Source organism: Selenobaculum gibii, assembly GCF_030273445.1.
Lineage (GTDB): Bacteria > Bacillota > Negativicutes > ICN-92133 > ICN-92133 > Selenobaculum > Selenobaculum gibii.
Genome location: NZ_CP120678.1, coordinates 825,636 through 844,335 on the forward strand (window position 1 = coordinate 825,636; position 18,700 = coordinate 844,335).

An 18,700-nucleotide genomic window follows, 5' to 3' on the forward strand; every position below is an offset into this window, starting at 1 on the left:
TTTCCATAAAGTATCAAAAAAATAAGTAAGTGAAGTCGTCTTTCGATTGCTTCGCTTACTTATTTTTACTTGAAAGAATTTTGAATACTGGAAACCAATTGTATTTTCTGTTCTTTAGGGCAGGGGAGCTTTGTTATGTACTTCAAAACCGCTTCGGCATGAACCGTCGCAACTCTTTTTTGTAAATCGAGTAATCCTTCAGGGCTTTTTGGCGAGTAGACGATGACATTCAATTGCATCCCCTCCTTTCTGTGGATAATAAAATTTATTCAAGGACTGTTCGTCTGTATTCGAGTTATAATATATAATTGCGTGTACGTGATAAACGATGTGATAGTTAGTAGTTTGTAACGGCTTTTATAGCTCACGATTACGCTTTTGAATAGCGGCAGCTACATCATCTACGGAAACACCAATTTTTGATAAAAAATCTATTGTTTCAAGTGAAATATCTTCAACACTCTCAGGAAGAATTGCTCTCGGGAGTTTTTCATACATATCGCCTGCTATTTCTAAATTATGTAACTTATTAAGAAACTCTTTAGCTCTTTTCCACCCAATGTGGAAGACTTCACAAATCATATTGTGAGAAATCGATTCACGCTCCAACGACCATATAACTATCTGAGCGAAAAGTTTATCATTAGCGTCCTTTTTAGTTATAACAGACTTACTATTTAGATCATCTTTTTCAACTGAGTCTGACTGTTGAGAGTCCATTTCTGAAATAACAAACATATGTTCAAAGCTTTGATTCGGAAATGGTTTCATCTTAAGATATAAGAGTGACTCTTTAAGTTCATTAGGGGAAATGAATACTCCTTGCATACGTTGTATACTCTTATATTTTGATGATTTGAAATACATGTCCCCATTTCCTAATAAATGCTCAGCACCGCTTTCACCAATTATTGTTTCTGAAAAATTGCGCTTGGCACATGTAAACGCCATACGCGCAGTTATGTTTCCTAAGTCAATATTCATATTCTTTATTGTTGGATTTTGAGCAGCCAAAACCATATGGATTTTTGCATGTCTGCCCCGTTGTAATAGGCTAGAAATAGTCACGGTTAACAACTTTAACATTTTCTTATCACCTATTTGTGAAATAAGTGCCGGAAATTCGTCAATGACACAGACAATTCTTGGAAGCAGCATAAATTCATCGTTGTTTCTGAATTCAAGATCAATTCGCCTTTCCATTTCTTTCTTTAATTTTATTAAAGCTTTTAACCCAGCTTCGGTATTCCTTATTACGGGACACGATAGGTGAGGGATTCCATCAAATGGCATTAGATCGTTAGCTCCGACGTCGATAATTAGCAGGTTTAGTTTTGCAACTGATTTTCCTGTTATCAGACTTAGAATCAAGCATTTTAAAGCTACGCTTTTGCCTGAACCTGATGAGCCACCGATTAGCAAGTGATTCTCCGATGACAAATCTACAATTACTAGATTACTCGTGATACTATAACCAGTTGCAAATGGGAGTCTCATCTTCATTTTTTTCTTGAATGCTGGATATGCCGGATTATTCAAGAGTTTCGGCAGGCTGTTGTATTTTATTTTCAAATCCGAAGCGGCAATGAAGATGGTTAAATTATTTTTGAATGGTTGAAAAAGGGGAAGCTTCAATTTAAGTTGAACATCAGATGCACGAGCAAATAATTGTGATTCTCGTGTAGCCCCTTTGAGTTTAACTTCAAAAATAACTCTGTCTTTTTGAAGGAGTCTATCTTTAATTTTGATATCGACTCCGTAATGTTCGAATTGTTTTACGATATCGTCACTCAAGTCGTCAGCCTTGACTTCAGAATAATAATTGTTATGTTTGTCCATGATAAAATGGTTCTCCTTTCAATGATGGAAGTTATTTCACTGCTTCTTCTTTTGGGACTGCACCATACTCTAATTCGTATGAATATATGCAATCATATGCGCACATTTTGTTGATAGAAGAAGTAGTAGAAGAAGACAAAACAGCTTAGCTTTTTAAAATAATTTTCTCGACAGAAAATCATATTTGGAATAACTTTAGCCCTCCTTATTTAGTGCATCGAGCTTTAAAGGCTCGAGGTTGCGAGTTTTTTTTGCTCGCTTAACATTTCTTTGGTATATATACCAGTTAAGTTGTTATGCCAATCATCTTTTTAGTGTAAATATTGGTGTAGTTTGTATTATACAAACTATGCATTTATAGCAATTATTTGGGTGGCAGGTTGTTTTATTATAGGTAAAGTGAAACATAAAAGATGTAGACACTTTTTTATTACACCTATAATCCTGTCTATGAGCGCTTAACGATGCCAATTGACATATAAGCAAAATAAAACATATAATAACCATGGCATTCAACTTTTTGAACTGGTCTGTTAAAGATAATTTATCATAGTCATATTTTAAAAGGCGTGACATTTTTGAAAAATGAAATTTTTTGTATTACATTAAAAATTAATTTAAGGAAATTGTGAATATGATTACGAATTTGCATTGGATTGATGAGTTTATAAAAAGAGAAAAAAATTTTTATGGCAAAACCACTAGTTTCCCAAAAGAATTTCACCCATTACAACATGCTTTCTTTTCTAAAATACAACAATTGGAAGAGACTGCCGAAAATCTCTTTGATTTATTGCATGACTCAGATGAGAAGGATATTGCCAAGGTTAAGTCTGTAAGCAAATTAAATAAAGAGGGCTTGCTTATAGTTATTATTAAAGACATCTATGAGATTGTAATAGCGAGTAACGATGAATATAAATTCTTTGATAAAGATTCATTTTTAAAATTATGTCCTAATTTTAAAAATGTTGAAGATGGGAGAAAGATTATTTCTGGGCAATATACAAATTCCTATTTAGATTCCATATTCTATCAGCATATGTTAGAGGCATGTTTATTTACTACTCTATGTAGTTTTATTAATTCAAGTAAACGAAAAGCGGGTTTATCGATTCAAAAGACTCTTGAGGAATATTACCAACCTAAAAGAGATACTGGGGTTAAGTTCAAGCCTGTTATTGAAGAATGTGAAAAAGAAAACATAAGAAAAATGAAACAAAGATTATTTTCGAAAAGGGGTTCATATAATAAACGTTCTGAGTGGTCAGCAATTCCATTGGATTCAGCAAATGAACTTGCATCTACTTATGAGTTGAGGTTTTATGATTTTCTAAAAAAAGAATTTGATAATAGAGAATTACCGGATAAAAAATTAGCAAACGTGTTTAAAAGGATCGGCAATTTAAATAATGAGATAGAAAAAGTGCTTACTCAACCTTATGAGGATTATTCTCACGAGGCGTTGAGCGAAGCACTTAAGAAATTTTTATCAAAAATAAAGAAAATAAGCTACGCAGACTACTTAGCACTTAACAAATATATTTTGTCAAAAATATGTGAAAATAGAGAGAATTACGGTATAAACCTCTACAGATTTGAAAAGAGTTTAAAATTTTATGCGATGATAAATGATGTGAATTTATTATTAAATTGCTCTGATAAAGAAAAAGAAGATATTATTTTCCAGAATATTTTTCATCTAAGAGACATTCCGTTTCCTAAACTGTATCAATGTTTTTGTTATATTGAAAGTCCTGCTAATTTTATTAAATGTCTTAAAGCATTTTACTCTATCAGAGATAATGTAGTGTGGACTAGTCGTTTAGTCCTTGATAAACTCGTTGAAAATGGCCATTTTGGCGATGGCGACAAATGGTATTACTTTTTTCTCGAAATGATAAACAACATGGCAGAACAGATACTTTATGATCCTGCGAAGATTGATTATTCAATTGAACCTGGATCACAAACTAAATTTGAACAAGTGCTATCCGCTCCACTTCGTTACTTTGAGGAGTATGCTAAATGAAGTCGATTTATTAAAGCGTTTGTAATTTTTCATTCAGTAATTGTATGAGGTGAATTTATATATATATATTCTTATATGGTAACGTAACAATCCCCATGCTAACTACGGCATGGGGATTCATTTTATATTAGGGGTTAGGAAATGGTAATAGTAGGACGGTATATCAACGACATTACTATCATAATTCGCTGCTGTATAAAGGAAACTCAAAGATACAAACAAAAAAAGCACTGCTCCCCTTAGTTGGGGTGGGTGCTTTCCTTATTGAAGGTAATAAAAGCTCCGTTCTCAGAGCCTAAATAAGGTGATATTTATTCTTTCCCCAAAAGAACGTTTTATGGAGATTAAAAAAATCCTGTTTAGTATTTGAATTGGGGATTTTTGCATTGTTATAATTTTAGTAGTCTTTATGAAGGGAGGGTAATCGGATGATTAACATTGATTTTGATAATATCAATGATGATCTTGTGTATAAGGTTTTTGGTATTGAAGGTAATGAGGCTGATGCACTTAATGATAGTTACTTGGAATTGTTTGAACTTATCGGACGTGATGCAATGCTTAAACTCTTCAAGCATTTTCGCGGTGATAAGATAGATTGCCCTATGCGCTTATATCGCCCGGAATATATTGCTGACCTTGCTAAGCCGGTATCAGATAGGCGTGAGCGTGCTAAAATTGCTAGAGCTGGTGGATATTCAGCCAAGGTAATAGAAGGGATATTGAACAAACGCAGGAAAGAAAACGAGGCAGAGTCACAAATAAGAGAGGGGTGATGTAGTGGAAACAATAATATTTTTAATTTATGTTGTAATAGCTTGGAATTCAATAAACTATTTACAAAATAGAATTGGTTTAAAATTCTTTATGAATTTGCGAGGTTTTGCGCAACTGCTGTTTTACAAAGTATTTGCAGCCATTCTGTTAGGATGGCTGATCATTCCTATTGCATTGATACATAAAGCAATTAAGCGATAATCAATATAATTTATAAATTTATAGAGGGGCTTGCTAGTCAAAGTAGCCAAGCTCCTATTATTTAGTATCATCAAAATAAATATAATTTAATGTGGAGGCGTAAATATGTTTTGTTCAAAAAGAGTTGAAAATTTAGAAAAAGAAAATGCAGAATTCACCAATAATAAACAAATAAAGAAAAAGAAATTTAATAAATTGAAATTTGTATTATACAGCATAGTTGCTATTGTAGTTATGCTTACTATTGCGGCAAATTGGGAAGGTAGTACAAATTATATAGCTACGGTAGAAAAACATAAACCTCTTTTAGAGAGTCAAGGAATAACGCTTACTTATGCTAATGTATTAAACAAGTATATTGAATCCCCAAAATGGGAATCACGCGAATCAGGGGATATTGGGTATGTTGATATAAGTGGAACAATAAAGGGATCAAATAAAAAAATAGGTGTGAAAATTAAAGTTTCACCTATGGCCAATGACTCAAAACGTGTTTCGATAAAGCCGGAATCTATAACGCTTAACGGCAATTCACCTTCTACTCAAGCAGCAGCTGAACAAATTTTATTATATATGTTTTTAGCAAGTCAACGAGGAGAAGCTGATGTTGCTTATTATTTCGATTAAATCACTAGTTTCTAAAAAATCTATTAAAAATAATTAGGTTCATGCGTATGGGGTTGTGATATAAATTCCATACGCATATTACTTTTCTTATGTAAATATTTTCATTTGTATGGCAATGCAGTTACGTTATAACTAGTATTAAATTATTAATGATTTGATAGAAATACAGTAATCAAAAAGCAATATTATGAAGGGTTTGGTGATTAAATTTGAAACAATTATGTCTAGGATTGTTGACAGCTATTTTAATTTTATGTTCGGCATGTTCAAGTGGCGATAATACCAGTAATTCAATTAATCTTTCCCAAACATATAAAAACGAAACAGAAGGTTTCGCTTTCAAATATCCGAATGAGTGGCAGACTAAGGAACCTAATACTATGCTTGAAATTATCAAGATTCAATCTCCCGATGGAAACGCAAAGTTTTCGGTTATGAAGATAGTAACAGATCCATTTGGAATTCTCACGGAGGATCAGGTATCAGTAGAAAACGCTGTTAATAAAATGCATAAATTTATTACTTTTAGGGAGACAACGATAGGTGAAATACCTGTGAAAGAATTGATATATCAAACAAATGGGCTTAAAGGTGATGATATATCAAAAAATTTCTGGTATGTTCTAGGCGGGGCTGTTTATCAAATAAATTGTTCATTTAAAATGAACCAGAGAGAAATATATGAACCAATTCTTAACGCAATAATGGAAAGTTACACAATTACTCGTTCGGCTAATGAACTAAATAAGGCTTCGAATATAAATTCAGACTTAACGGTGAGTGATGCAAAGCAGATTCTTCAAACATGGATAGATACTCATAAATTCCCAACTTCCGTTTCTATTACGGATGGTGACGGGAATACGCATAAGCGGTCTGGATCAGATGCAGAATACTATGTGTTCCAATTACAAGGATTGCATCGAATTTATGATATTCTAGTAGAGCCAAAAACTGGAGAATTATTTGTGCATGACACTGGTAAGCCCGAAACATTGGAGCCATGGTATCAGAAATATATTGCCCCATATAATAATGCCAATACTACCAAAGAGGATGTCAGTAATTACATTGATAAGAATTTCATATGGATTGAAAAACCTAGAGTAAACAATGGTAATATCATTGGCAAAATAAAAAATATATCCAATGAAGAACGTCGTAAAATTTCTATTAGATTTATTTTATACGATTATCAAGGCAATCAAATTGGTACTACTATTGATGTTAATCCAATTTTAAAGTCAGGAAATACTTGGAGTTTTAAAGCTCAGATACAAAATGCTAAAGTAACTGATTATGCATTTACAGAAATAAATTATCAATAAATTTAAGAAAGAAAACTATATGAGGATATAATGACTAAAACAATCGAACACTTGTATCTTTCAATTATATATTATGAATTTAATATATGGAGAAGGAGGCATTTTATTGTCGAAGAAAAAAATCATTGAGTATATATTAATTGCAGCTTCCGTGATACTTACTACCGTAAAATCTATTATCGAACAAGAAAAATCACAAAAGGATAATGATGAAACTTCATAATTGTCGAAAGAAAGGGCTTCCTGTGCGGAAGTCCTTTCAGTATTTTTAAGAGTTATTTATATTAGGCAACAATAAAATTATATAAAGTTTAAAGGAGATGTTATCAATGTCAGCAAACGTAGAAACAATGTTTTACACGAGGGTAGCCCCTTGGCACGGTCTGGGTATTCGTGTCGAATCAGCTTTAAGCTCAACCGAAGCCATTGAGCAATCGGGACTGAACTGGAATGTCATTCAACGTCCTATCATGACCAGCAACTATACTCCTATCCCCGGCTACAAAGCAAATATCCGGGATATTGATGAAAAAGTTCTCGGCGTGGTCACTGACCGTTATAAAGTTGTTCAGAATTCAGAAGCCTTCGCTTTTACAGACTCTTTATTAGGTGAGGGGGTTCGTTATGAAACGGCTGGGTCTTTGCAGGACGGCCGGAAAATTTGGCTGCTTGCCAAACTTCCAGATAAATATATCATTGAAGGTGAACAAATTGAGCCTTACCTAGTATTCAGCAGTTCTCATGACGGCAACGGCGCGATCAAGGTAGCAATGACTCCGGTGCGTGTAGTCTGCCAAAACACTCTTAATATTGCTCTGTCCACAGCGAAGCGTATTTGGTCAACCGTTCATGTAGGTGACTTGAATCGCAAGATGGATGAAGCGCATAATACGTTATTGTTAGCTGAAAAATATATGGGCAAATTGGGTGCAGAGTTTTCTCGGCTATCTAAAATCAAACTGACCGATGCTAAGGTGATGGAGTACATTGACATGCTGCTGCCGATGAATGACAACCCTACAGATATTCACAAGAAAAATATAATCCGAATCCGGGAGGATATGAAGCTTCGCTATTTCGATGCTCCTGACCTTAAGGGGCATGTTGGCAAGAATGCTTATCGGTTTATCTGCGCGGTCTCAGACTTTGCTACGCATGGCAAGCCGCTTCGGGAGACTAGTAGCTACAGGGAAAACGTGTTCGCCAAAACTGTGGAGGGTAACCCGCTGATTGATAAAGCCTATGAACTCGTGCAAGTAGCGGCATAATACCATCTATAGAAGCAGATTTAGTACAGGGTATGTGGTGAAATTACTGCATACCCTTCATTATGTAAAGTGGGGTGCAAATATATGGCAGTTATTTTAGCGTCAACTGAAAATATGCCCTATGATGAGTGGCTTGACTGGCGCAAAAAAGGTATTGGAGGATCTGATGCTTCTGTAGTCTGTGGAATCAACCGCTACAAATCTCCAGTGGAACTCTGGATGGACAAAACGAATCAGTTACCTTATCAAGAGGCCGGAGAAGCTGCTTATTGGGGAACACAGCTTGAAGATTTAGTAAGAAATGAATTCACTAAACGAACAGGCATTAAAGTTAAGCAGACTAATCAACTTTTACAAAGTGAAGACTATCCATTTATGCTAGCTAATCTTGATGGTGAATGTATTCATCCAGTCTATGGAAAATGTATATTTGAAGCAAAAACAGCTTCGGCATATAAAGCTGGAGAATGGGATGATGCCATACCGGATGAGTACATTTTACAGGTTCAACATTATATGGCTGTTACTGGCTATAAAGGGACTTATATCACTGTTTTGATTGGTGGCAATACCTTCCGCTGGAAATTTATAGAGCGAGATGAAGAGATAATTTCAATGTTGATTCAATTGGAAGGAGACTTTTGGAATTATGTTCAAGCTATGGTTCCTCCTCAGCTGGATGGTTCAGAAGCAGCGGCTAAATTTCTCAGCGAACGTTTTCCCAATAGCGTACCTAAGTCGAAGATTAAATTACCAGATACCGCTGTTGAACTCATCCAACAATATGAAGACGCCTGTGACGATGTCAATCAGTATACCGAACAGAAGCAGGAAGCGGAGAATCTGTTAAAGCAAATGCTAGGGGATAACGAAATCGGTACTGTTGATGATAGGCTTGTCACTTGGAAAAGCGTATCTCAGGAACGCTTGGATGGAAAGACGTTGAAAGCTGAACATCCAACTCTCTATAAAAAATATGCAAATCAAACATCTTATCGTCGCTTCTCCATAAAGACGGCTATGTGAACAGGAGGTTTACATGAATACAGAAAAACTAAAAAACCGACTAGGTGGTAAATTACAGGCCATGCAAGAATCTAAGGAAGAAAGGAAGGTTTTAACTATGCCTAAAACAGCGTTAGCTCCAGTCAATTCTAATTATATCGCGCTAACAAACAATGCACTTGATATTATCCGGGAAAATTTAAAGAATCAGCCATTGTCATTTCAACTCTTCGATATTGTTAAGTCCCCGTCTGGCGGGGCAATAGCCTTTACTGTTCCAGGACTGTCTGGAGATGAAATATATAAAGAATTGACAGGGATTGTGCTTGATTATGCTACACCTCGTGCTTACTGGGATACTCCTGATCCGGTGGAGGGTACGCCTCCGGTATGTTACAGCCCTGATAGTTTGATATCGCATGAGGGAAAACCCTGCAGCCGTTGTCCGTTCAATGATTTTGGCTCAAAAGATGGCGAGTCCAATGCAAAGGCTTGTAAAGAATCCGTGACAATTTTCCTTCTCCGACCAGATAACATTATGCCGATTATTATTCGGGTCCCGGTATCGAGTAAGTTGATCTTCCAGCGGTATATGACAAGGTTAATCGGAAAAATGATGCCGCTCTGTGGTGTAGTTACAAAGATAACGTTAGAGAAAACAACCAATAAAACAGGACAGTCTTATTCGCTGTATAACTTTGAGGCGGTCAGCATTCTCAGCCCAGAAGAAACTACAAAAGCTAGAACTTTTGGTCAGCAATTTATGGATGTAGTTAATGCTGCTGAACTAAATATTCAGGAAGCTGTGTAAGTAAATGAGTCTTGTTTATGTATATCAAAAAATCTGTTCCCATTTTAATTTAAAGAGTAAAATATTGCGGCCGGGAGTTATTACTTCCGGTTGCATACTTCTTGAGACAGGAGAAAAAATTATGTTTGCCAATAAACGATATATTACTTGCGGAATTTCGCACGCAATTACCAAAGAGATCCAACTTGCGCTGTGGACTATGATTGATAACCTTAGAGCTAGCACTGATATCGAAGTAGACTATTTGCATGTTTTTAGGTTATCTATTCAGGGTGGTAAGCAAAAAATAATACACAGGCAAGAACAGCCTGCGTATTGTAATGAAATCCTTGTTGCGTTTATATGGAATCCTGTAGAAAATGCAAAAATATTTGTTATTGATGATGGCACACATTCTACTATGATGTTAGCTGAAGAGTATTAAAAGAAGCCAGCCTTGTAATTCATGGCTGGCAATTTATTTTGTGAGGAGTGTATGAATATGGAAGGAATGAGAACTTTATTAGCTGGTTGTTTGCGAGAAAGTGCCAATGGGTATGTTGTAGATGCGTTGATTGAGAAGTACCCGAATGTTAGCGAATTAATGAACGCCAGCGAAAAAGAAATCACCAGTATTAAGGGGATTGGCCTAGTAAAAGCGAAACAACTTAGCGCGATACTGGAATTTGCTCGTAAGGTATATACGCCAGACAAAAATAAGCGCATTTTTATTAAAAGTCCCAAAGACGTATTTAATTTAGTGCGAGCCGATATGGAATTTTTACAGGTTGAGCATTTTGATGTGATTGGTTTATCGACCAAGAATCACGTTCTTTTCAAAGAAAATATTTCGATTGGTTCATTAAATGCTAGCATCGTACACCCTCGTGAAGCATTTAAGGGTTTGATTCGAAGATCATGCGCTGCTTGTATTTTTGTTCACAACCATCCAAGTTCAGATCCTTTGCCGAGTGATGAAGATATTTTGCTCACGAAGAAATTAGTTGAATGTGGCAAACTTATTGGCATTGAAGTTCTTGACCATATTATTGTAGGTGCTACTGGTGGCGGCTATATTAGCCTTAAGGAGCAGGGCAAGATGTAATTTAAAGATATACTATTATCAAAAAATAGATGGGTTAGTCCCTTCTATTTTTATCTTGGGTTGCCAGTGCCAAATAAAGATCTCTATAAAATTTATTGAGCGGTATAACATAGCTGGCTATTGTTAAAAGTTTTCTGCCTAACTCTACAGGAAGCTTTTTTCCTCGAAATATAATAAATTTCAAAATAACATCCCCCCCAGTAACAATTATTTCCATTTATATCTATCATAATATATTATTTTAGAAGTAAAAGATACGAGGAGATTAAAACTAGGAATAATATTTATTTTGCGGATTATAAAGGTGTGAAATGAACAAAAAAATTTAATCATTTTACCAATAGGGTTGTCCTTAGTAATGACACATGCCAAAAAACCAAAAACAACTCTATTGGGATACTTTTTCAATGTGCCGTTAGGCTGTGACCTAATGGCTTATTTTAATGGAGGGATTTGTATGAAAATAGGATATATTCGTGTAAGTACAGCAGAACAAAATACGATACGGCAAGAGGTTCTGTTAAAAGAGTTTGGCGTTGATGAAATGTTTATTGATAAAGCTAGTGGTAAAAATACCGATAGACCAGAACTGAAAAGGATGCTCACCTATGTTAGGCAGGGAGATATCGTTATTGTTGAATCCATTAGCCGCTTTGCCCGCAATACACGAGACTTACTTGACCTCATTGCTCAGCTGACGGATAAGCAGGTAGAATTTATTTCTAAGAAAGAAGCTATAGATACAACAACACCGACAGGGAGATTTATGCTAACGATTTTTGGAGCCGTAGCAGAATTAGAACGTGAGTACATCCTGCAACGGCAGAATGAAGGAATAGCTATTGCTAAAGAATTAGGAAAATACAAGGGGCGTAAGCCTATTTGTCGCCCAGAATTTGACAAGGTCGTGACTATATGGAAATCTGGCAACATGACGGCGGTTGAGGCTATGCGGAGGCTAAATATGAAACCTTCTACATTTTATAGGAAAGTAAGAGAATCTATTAGATAAGTTCTAACGTAAAATCTTAAAATATTAGGTGTTTGTCGAGATTTTTCCAAATTTGAATCATACTTTAAAATAGAGAGAAAAAATAAAAATTGAAATATAGAGTTTCTTGTTAAAGACAGATTGTAAAATGAAGTGCGACAACCGAACGGGATAAAAATAATAGCCCGTTCGGTTCTTTATAGTACTGCGTTTAAAACAGTTACATCAGGCCGTGGGAAAGAAGTTGATTGCTATGAAGTGAAGTATTCCAAAAAATTTGAGTTTACCACTTTATTGCTTAACAATAGAATTAGAAAATGTTTAGCCTGGAAATTTCCTATTTAAGTTTTTTACACGATGTGTCGCACTTGGATTGATAATCTATCTGAAATAAACAAAATTTTGCAAAAAGTAGTATAATGAAAATAGTTTGTGCTTAGTAAGTGAAATATTTAGTAAAAAAGTGTGTTGTTGATAAATTCTGAAAGATTCATAGCTATGAATCTTTTTCTTGTTATTTTCTTTTTTGATATAAAGAGGATTGTTAACACTATGTGTAGCGCAGCTTTTGCTTCTGATAATACTTGTTAAAACAACCATCAGTTGTAGTAGTGAGTCAAGGTTTAGCTTGCTCTATTAAAATAAATATTAATTTATGTTTTAATGAATAGAAAAGGAGAATATGCAATGAAGGTTGTTGAAACTGGTTATAAGTTAGATTTACACATACACTCGGTCTATTCTAAAGGAAAAGATGGAGATAAAGTGGATTTTAATACTCATGCAAATATCGGCATACTGGCTGAAAAATTGAACGAACAGGGTGTTCAGATGTGTGCGATTACAGATCATGATATTTTTAGCTATGATATGTATATAGCGTTGAAAAAATATGAGCAACAAGATAGTAGTTCTATTGTAAAAGTATTTCCAGGAGTAGAGTTTTCTGTTGAATTTCAAGGAGATGAAGGTTCATCAGTAGTACATGTAATTGCAATATTCAATGATCATCCAGAAGAACAATGCCAAAAGATTTCGGAGGCTCTTCTCGATGAAAATGAAAATATAGCATATGATCGTTGTATGGCCTTTTCGGAAGAAAAATTTCTAGCTATTCTTAGACAAATTAATTTAGATACTATTTTGATTGCCCATCAAAAAAATTCATTGACTAGCAAGCAGGAGAGAAAGAGTGATGCGAATACAGTTGGAGCGAGTAAATTCCACGAATTCATATATACGGATTATTTTGAGGCCTATGAGTTTAAAAATAAGAAAAACGAAGTGTTTAATAAAAATTATTTAGCAAAAACAGGAATGGAGGAATCTGTTCGATTTATTACTGGTTCGGATTGTCATGATTGGCGTGTGTATCCTAAAGAAACAAGTGAAGATAATACTGAGTTCATATATACATATGTAAAATGCTTGCCATCATTTAGAGGGCTTGTTATGGCGATTACTGATTATAGACGAATTAAAACTGTAAATAGTTTCTTCAATCCTTCGGCGATTTATCTTCCATATATTGAAATTGCAATAAATGGAGTGGAAACTAATATTCCTCTTTCTAGAGGCTTGAATGTCATCATTGGCGATAACTCTATTGGAAAATCACTATTACTTCACAAGTTGACTGGGTATAGCAAAAAACAAAGTAGACAAATAAAACAAAATTTAGTTGCAAGCTATGACCGATATCTTCGTAATAATGGAGTCGCTATTCAGACAAGTCTTACAGAGGATCAAATTCTTGGATTTGATATGCAGGGGGAAGTACGAGAAAAATTTGAAGAATCAAAGATTAAATCAGATGAGTTCCTTAGAAAATTTTATCCTGAACCAATTAACCCAGAACCATATCGTCAGGTTGTGCAGAGAGAGCTAAATAAAATTTTTGGTTATCTGGAAGAAAAGTTTATTCTTGATGAGATTGAGAAAAGCATGGGTGCATTACAAATTGTTGATTTAGATGGAATTTTAGCAGAAAGTTTGACATTTGTTGGACAACCATCAAGAGATAATAAAACAGCACAGGGATTAGGAGAAATCAGTAGTAGTGTGAGAACAATCGTCGAATCGGTTAAGACTATTGAAGGAAACCAATGGATTGAAGACTTTGATGTAAAAACCCTGCAGGAAGTAGAATCTGTTTTAGAGGAATTGGCAAAAAAATATGATGGCAAGAAGGCCGTTGTGGATGGTGAGAATGCAAAGATCAGTGCTTTTCAATCGGTAATGAATGATTTCAAACAACGATATTCATCAAATGTTTCAGATTCACAAAAGAGATTATCTTCATATAATGAAGAACTTGAAAGAACGATTGCTCGTGTGGTTGAACTTACTTTGAGAAGAAGGAGAAACTTAAAACCTAATATAGAGCTTGAAAAAAAAGATATTGATATACAAACAAATCGAGTGTTTGAGTATGAATTTAACAGCAGGTTATGTGTTCTAACAGTGGATAATGAATATATTAAATCATTATTTGAACGAGTGTTCAAAAAAGGCACTAATATTTCTCCTGTTGATATGACAATGGAACAGTTAGCTGACTATTTGCTGAGATTTGACGGATCTCCAACTGAGGCATTGCAAAGATTAAAGGACAATATTAAAGAACTACTGGATGATGATTTTAAAGAAAAATACACAATAACACAGCGTGGCACGGATAAAACTCAAGAACTTTCGGCAGGGTTTAATGCAAAGATTTATTTTGATCTTCTTTCATATGAAAGCGATCATTATGGAATTTACTTGATTGATCAGCCAGAAGACAATATATCTCAAAAGGCGATTAAAGAATATCTATTGAATAGATTCAAGGTAATGGGTGAAAAACGGCAAGTGATAATTGTTACGCATAATCCGCAGTTTATTGTAAATCTTGATGTTGACAATGTAATTTATATTGGAAAAACCAATGCTGGTATGGTTGTGCAATCGGGAGCTCTTGAATACACAGATACTGAATATAATGTACTTGATATTATTTCAACCCATATTGATGGCGGACTTGATACATTGAAGAGGAGATGGAAACGATATGAAAAGAATAATCGAATTTCAGATATCTGATGATAAATATGTTTTTTTAGAAAACCAAAAGAATATCTTTGAAATCAGAAATGATGATTTGCAAGTAGATGTAAAGAAATTTTATAATGCTTTCTTTGAAAATAATCTGGATTATTCGGATATTGAATTACATAACTCTAATCCAGGTGATAAAACTGGCGGGAGAGTGTTTGGATGTATTAAACAGCTCATAGATGAAGTTTCGACCCGATTAATCGAAGAGTTTCAAAATCAAAAATGTGAAGATACCGTTGAAACGATTAAATAGACCACATATTATACCAAATTAAATTTCACTTAATGTTTATAATCAACAACATTTGTTTGAATGCAAGGTTAGATTTGGAAGAAAAAATATATCAATATGTTAGATTGATGCGGATGTACTTAGATGTTATGGGCTATACATAGAAACGCTCTGACTGGGGATTTGTTGGTGTTTATGCCGAGATTACCGTCATGAACAGTATGGATTTTAATCGGATTGAGGACTTTATGGTAGGTGGATTTGACAGGATGATCACCAAATCGATCTTCCAATTTGCATATAGTAATGTGTTAAGGATGGTAATGATTTATGCCAAATTATTTAGAATATCAAAAATCTGTCGCCGCTGAGTTTAAAGCATATGAATGTAGAGTGCGTAACCTCATAGATGGTGCAAATTGGGCGGAAGAGGGTCGATATAAAGAGATAATACTGATGAATTATCTCAAAAGAATTCTTCCTCAGAATATTTCCGTGGGAACAGGCTTTGTAAGAAGTGGAGAAAAGATAACAAAACAAATTGATATTATAATCTACGACAATACTTATCCGCTTTTATTTTCTGCAGATGATTTTATTGTTGCTTGCGGAGAAAGTGTACTTGGATTTATTGAGGTAAAAACAGATATAGCTCCTGGTAAAATCGTCGAATATATCGACAAAGCTTGTTTTAACGAAGCAGTTATCAGAGATACTGTTCGACAACCTAGATTCACTTTTAATGGGATCTTTTCTTATAATCTTAGATCGGATATTAAGAGATATTATGATAGATTATCAAAAGTAACTTATCTAAAAGAAGATGATAATTCCTTCAAGTATTCGGTTAATCATATCTGTCTTGGAAATAATTATTTTATCAAGCTTTGGGGCGGTAGACTTGCACGTAACTGTGTTAATGAGCAACCTCGTTATAGTATTTATGAAATGGACCAAGGAAATTCAGGGTTGGCTTTTGCATATTTCTTTTCAAATCTATTAGAAGATGTTTATATAGCTAATAATAATTTTATGAATGGAATACCTACCGAACTTAAAGATTTACTTTATCCTATAGAAGAAGGTAAGGAGGTTACAAAGATTAAAGATATAGATATTAATCCATGAAAAAAGAGGAGTTGCAATCGCGTCAAGATACTTCGAATATTTTTATTGTGAATTTAAAGGGAGATGTATATTAAATTATACAAAATAGCTGCCGATACTGTAGCTAGGAGGTCGTTTTCTTTATCGGCAAAAATATGAGGTGCAAATTTACTGACCAAACATCTATAGGATGTGTTCGTGCCTAAAAATCCAAATATTGTTACACCATTGGCCCAGCGATGATGCATTACCAAGCCAAGAAGATAATGCTATTACTATTCTGAATAATAGCATTATCAGCAAATGACAATTCGAAAGCTTTAAGGAAAATAAGGTATTGTAGTTTGATAGTGCAACAGGTCTGAATTTATTGGATTATCTAATTAAAGAAAATACAGTAGTCATGATGGATGCTGTATTTTTTATGGTATTAATAACTCAAAATCGGTACAATACCACTTGTACCATCTACATCACCATTGCCAGCAAATACATGTTTATCGGTAGTAAGCTCTTGTGTTTGAAACATTAGTGCATTGCATCAATCACAGATAATGAATATCAGGAGTTAATTTACTGTAAAAAGCCATGTTTTATTCATTTCAAGGTTATTCATATTTAATATGAATACAGGGATTACGAATGCTTGTTTGTTGCTATTATTTTCATTATTACATACGCAGTTTCTGGAAATAACCTTTAGATCAAAAATACATCTGAGATACGGATAATTATGCATAGAGACAATGAAATCATGTTTCTATATTTTATATAAATTTAATTTAATTATAATATATAGGCTACTTCATAGTAATGAAGTCTATTACTATGAAATGAGGTGTATTGTATTATATGCATTCTTCGATTGGGATTCATACGGCAAATATTTTCAAGAAAACGACATGGAAAGAATCAACCTCGTTATATGATGATTTTAAGAAATTTGAAAATGAAACAAAAGAGCTTAGGACTCGCCCGCTTCACATAAACGAAATATCCTCTGACTCTGATGAATGTATTAAGCGCCTATATGCCGGCTTACCTAAATATTATAGGATGGAATACGCTCGTAAAGATAAAGGAATAAGATGGGAAATGAGGCGTAACAAAATTTCTCCTGGTTACATCAAAAAAGAGAATGGTGAAGATAAACCATGTAGCATTAAGGCCAAAATAACGCCTAAAGTCCTCAATGGTGAAAATGATTACGTAGCAGCCGCCACTGAAGATATATTTAGAGATGTTGAAAATTCATTCAATATTGAGGCAGAACGGATTTCGCCTTTGTTGGGAAATTTTGATTTGTTTTCCTATAATCGGATTGACTACTGTTTTAACGGCGATACTCAAGAATTAAAGGTTGGCTGTACTGCTGAACAAATGATGAAACTTATAAAAAGGGCTAATATTCCGAGTAGCTTTACTGAACGGGCCAAATATAACAAACGTTCTAATAGAAAAAAGCCAGAAAAGCATAGTTTTTATTTGAAGACTAAGGGCAATTCTGTAGTGATAAACTGTTACTGGAAGGGGGCCCAGTTGGCAGAAGAGTACCCAGATAACCCAAGTTTAGAAGATTCTCGTCATGTTATACGATTTGAGGTTCAATGTAAATATCCTAAAGTCCATTTAATGTCATCAAATATCAAAAGAAGAGCAGGCGACTCTGATTTGATGATAATGAAGGAGATGTGGTCCGATAAAGTTTGTGAGGATGTCGTTACAAAGTACTTTAATAAGGTTGTACGGAAAGGCGATTATTTTACTTTAGCTGGCGCGAGATGGATGGTGGAAGCATATAATTTTAGACAAGATAAAGAAGAACGATTGATTTATGCTTTGGAATTAATCAACGAATGCCGCGGAATCGCTAAAGCTAAATCCAAACTTTTGGGCATAGATTTGCAAGATTTTAAACGATCATTAAAGGATTTGGATGATATATTAGTCAATCCGGTCACAATTCCGCGAGAATGGAATATAGACTATATACCTAACCTTCTTTGGGCATATTATGATTCGATTTATGATGAGCAGTTAATAACTTTAAAGGAGCTTAAGGCTAAGAAATACGTATCTGAATATCTTACAAGACATTGGTCATAAATATTAATCATTGTAAAACTTATTCGCACGAACAGGTTATGGTACCTTTCGTTCATAATAGCAAAAAGGATGGTAATTAGAGACACAACGGGTCGTTACTTAACAGAAATAGCCCGTGGATGCATAGGATAAATTTATGAAAGGATTTCCCGGCTATATTGTCGAAATAATGATTATTATAAAGTCCGAACGA

General features: G+C 34.4%; 18 protein-coding genes. 15 read left to right on the forward strand and 3 right to left on the reverse strand.

Annotation, left to right across the window (positions count from 1 at the left end; genetic code table 11):
• Positions 1-65: 65 nt before the first annotated feature.
• Both P3F81_RS03880 and P3F81_RS03885 read right to left on the reverse strand, forming a co-directional pair.
• Positions 66-233, reverse strand: coding sequence for a hypothetical protein (locus P3F81_RS03880; protein WP_309320641.1), 168 nt, complete (start codon positions 231-233; stop codon positions 66-68).
• A gap of 124 nt (positions 234-357) precedes the next feature.
• On the reverse strand, positions 358-1,839 hold the full coding sequence (locus P3F81_RS03885) for an FtsK/SpoIIIE domain-containing protein (RefSeq protein WP_309320642.1): 1,482 nt from the start codon (positions 1,837-1,839) through the stop codon (positions 358-360).
• Positions 1,840-2,473: 634 nt separating this feature from the next.
• On the opposite strand from P3F81_RS03885, the gene P3F81_RS03890 reads away from it, so the two are divergent.
• From P3F81_RS03890 to radC, 10 genes are all read left to right on the forward strand, one after another.
• Complete coding sequence (locus P3F81_RS03890; protein ID WP_309320643.1) at positions 2,474-3,871, forward strand: hypothetical protein; 1,398 nt, start codon at positions 2,474-2,476, stop codon at positions 3,869-3,871.
• Positions 3,872-4,299: 428 nt separating this feature from the next.
• A complete protein-coding gene (locus P3F81_RS03895) occupies positions 4,300-4,647 on the forward strand; it encodes a hypothetical protein (RefSeq protein WP_309320644.1) in 348 nt (115 codons plus the stop codon).
• Positions 4,648-4,651: 4 nt separating this feature from the next.
• Positions 4,652-4,849, forward strand: a complete 198-nt coding sequence (locus tag P3F81_RS03900) for a hypothetical protein (RefSeq protein ID WP_309320645.1) — start codon at positions 4,652-4,654, stop codon at positions 4,847-4,849.
• Between the two features lie 105 nt (positions 4,850-4,954).
• Positions 4,955-5,476: a hypothetical protein gene (locus P3F81_RS03905; protein ID WP_309320646.1), complete on the forward strand. Its 522-nt coding sequence runs from the start codon at positions 4,955-4,957 to the stop codon at positions 5,474-5,476.
• Positions 5,477-5,685: 209 nt separating this feature from the next.
• Positions 5,686-6,804, forward strand: coding sequence for an FxLYD domain-containing protein (locus P3F81_RS03910; protein WP_309320648.1), 1,119 nt, complete (start codon positions 5,686-5,688; stop codon positions 6,802-6,804).
• Between the two features lie 329 nt (positions 6,805-7,133).
• Positions 7,134-8,072, forward strand: coding sequence for a DUF932 domain-containing protein (locus P3F81_RS03915; protein ID WP_309320649.1), 939 nt, complete (start codon positions 7,134-7,136; stop codon positions 8,070-8,072).
• Positions 8,073-8,156: 84 nt separating this feature from the next.
• On the forward strand, positions 8,157-9,098 hold the full coding sequence (locus tag P3F81_RS03920) for a YqaJ viral recombinase family nuclease (protein WP_309320650.1): 942 nt from the start codon (positions 8,157-8,159) through the stop codon (positions 9,096-9,098).
• A 61-nt stretch (positions 9,099-9,159) separates the two neighbouring features.
• Positions 9,160-9,888, forward strand: a complete 729-nt coding sequence (locus P3F81_RS03925; RefSeq protein ID WP_309320651.1) for a hypothetical protein — start codon at positions 9,160-9,162, stop codon at positions 9,886-9,888.
• A gap of 121 nt (positions 9,889-10,009) precedes the next feature.
• Positions 10,010-10,312, forward strand: a complete 303-nt coding sequence (locus P3F81_RS03930) for a DUF960 domain-containing protein (RefSeq protein WP_309320652.1) — start codon at positions 10,010-10,012, stop codon at positions 10,310-10,312.
• Between the two features lie 57 nt (positions 10,313-10,369).
• A complete protein-coding gene (gene radC / locus P3F81_RS03935; protein WP_309320653.1) occupies positions 10,370-10,972 on the forward strand; it encodes a RadC family protein in 603 nt (200 codons plus the stop codon).
• Between the two features lie 34 nt (positions 10,973-11,006).
• Here the strand turns inward: radC and P3F81_RS03940 are convergent, their stop codons facing one another.
• The gene (locus P3F81_RS03940) at positions 11,007-11,189 is read right to left on the reverse strand and encodes a hypothetical protein (protein ID WP_309320655.1); all 183 of its coding nucleotides are present in this window, start codon (positions 11,187-11,189) and stop codon (positions 11,007-11,009) included.
• A 240-nt stretch (positions 11,190-11,429) separates the two neighbouring features.
• Here P3F81_RS03940 and P3F81_RS03945 point away from each other — a divergent pair, with 240 nt between their 5' ends.
• The 5 genes from P3F81_RS03945 (at position 11,430) to P3F81_RS03965 (ending at position 18,507) form a co-directional block, all read left to right on the forward strand.
• Positions 11,430-11,984 carry a recombinase family protein gene (locus tag P3F81_RS03945; protein ID WP_309320656.1) on the forward strand — a complete coding sequence of 185 codons (555 nt, stop codon included), beginning with the start codon at positions 11,430-11,432 and terminating at the stop codon, positions 11,982-11,984.
• Between the two features lie 666 nt (positions 11,985-12,650).
• Complete coding sequence (locus P3F81_RS03950; protein ID WP_309320658.1) at positions 12,651-15,047, forward strand: hypothetical protein; 2,397 nt, start codon at positions 12,651-12,653, stop codon at positions 15,045-15,047.
• Entirely contained in the window at positions 15,016-15,315 is a 300-nt protein-coding gene (locus P3F81_RS03955) for a hypothetical protein (RefSeq protein ID WP_309320659.1), read from the forward strand. The genes P3F81_RS03950 and P3F81_RS03955 overlap by 32 nt, the downstream gene beginning before the upstream one ends.
• 309 nt (positions 15,316-15,624) lie before the next feature.
• The gene (locus P3F81_RS03960; protein ID WP_309320662.1) at positions 15,625-16,422 is read left to right on the forward strand and encodes a DUF6602 domain-containing protein; all 798 of its coding nucleotides are present in this window, start codon (positions 15,625-15,627) and stop codon (positions 16,420-16,422) included.
• 831 nt (positions 16,423-17,253) lie between these two features.
• Complete coding sequence (locus P3F81_RS03965) at positions 17,254-18,507, forward strand: hypothetical protein (RefSeq protein WP_309320664.1); 1,254 nt, start codon at positions 17,254-17,256, stop codon at positions 18,505-18,507.
• Positions 18,508-18,700: the final 193 nt, after the last annotated feature.

Coding starts and splice junctions, on each gene's coding strand:
- P3F81_RS03885 (WP_309320642.1), bottom strand. CDS start 1,839: ATGGACAAACATAACAATTATTATTCTGAAGTCAAGGCTGACGACTTG.
- P3F81_RS03890 (WP_309320643.1), top strand. CDS start 2,474: ATGATTACGAATTTGCATTGGATTGATGAGTTTATAAAAAGAGAAAAA.
- P3F81_RS03895 (WP_309320644.1), top strand. CDS start 4,300: ATGATTAACATTGATTTTGATAATATCAATGATGATCTTGTGTATAAG.
- P3F81_RS03905 (WP_309320646.1), top strand. CDS start 4,955: ATGTTTTGTTCAAAAAGAGTTGAAAATTTAGAAAAAGAAAATGCAGAA.
- P3F81_RS03915 (WP_309320649.1), top strand. CDS start 7,134: ATGTCAGCAAACGTAGAAACAATGTTTTACACGAGGGTAGCCCCTTGG.
- P3F81_RS03920 (WP_309320650.1), top strand. CDS start 8,157: ATGGCAGTTATTTTAGCGTCAACTGAAAATATGCCCTATGATGAGTGG.
- P3F81_RS03925 (WP_309320651.1), top strand. CDS start 9,160: ATGCAAGAATCTAAGGAAGAAAGGAAGGTTTTAACTATGCCTAAAACA.
- P3F81_RS03930 (WP_309320652.1), top strand. CDS start 10,010: ATGTTTGCCAATAAACGATATATTACTTGCGGAATTTCGCACGCAATT.
- radC (WP_309320653.1), top strand. CDS start 10,370: ATGGAAGGAATGAGAACTTTATTAGCTGGTTGTTTGCGAGAAAGTGCC.
- P3F81_RS03940 (WP_309320655.1), bottom strand. CDS start 11,189: ATGGAAATAATTGTTACTGGGGGGGATGTTATTTTGAAATTTATTATA.
- P3F81_RS03945 (WP_309320656.1), top strand. CDS start 11,430: ATGAAAATAGGATATATTCGTGTAAGTACAGCAGAACAAAATACGATA.
- P3F81_RS03950 (WP_309320658.1), top strand. CDS start 12,651: ATGAAGGTTGTTGAAACTGGTTATAAGTTAGATTTACACATACACTCG.
- P3F81_RS03955 (WP_309320659.1), top strand. CDS start 15,016: ATGAAAAGAATAATCGAATTTCAGATATCTGATGATAAATATGTTTTT.
- P3F81_RS03960 (WP_309320662.1), top strand. CDS start 15,625: ATGCCAAATTATTTAGAATATCAAAAATCTGTCGCCGCTGAGTTTAAA.
- P3F81_RS03965 (WP_309320664.1), top strand. CDS start 17,254: ATGCATTCTTCGATTGGGATTCATACGGCAAATATTTTCAAGAAAACG.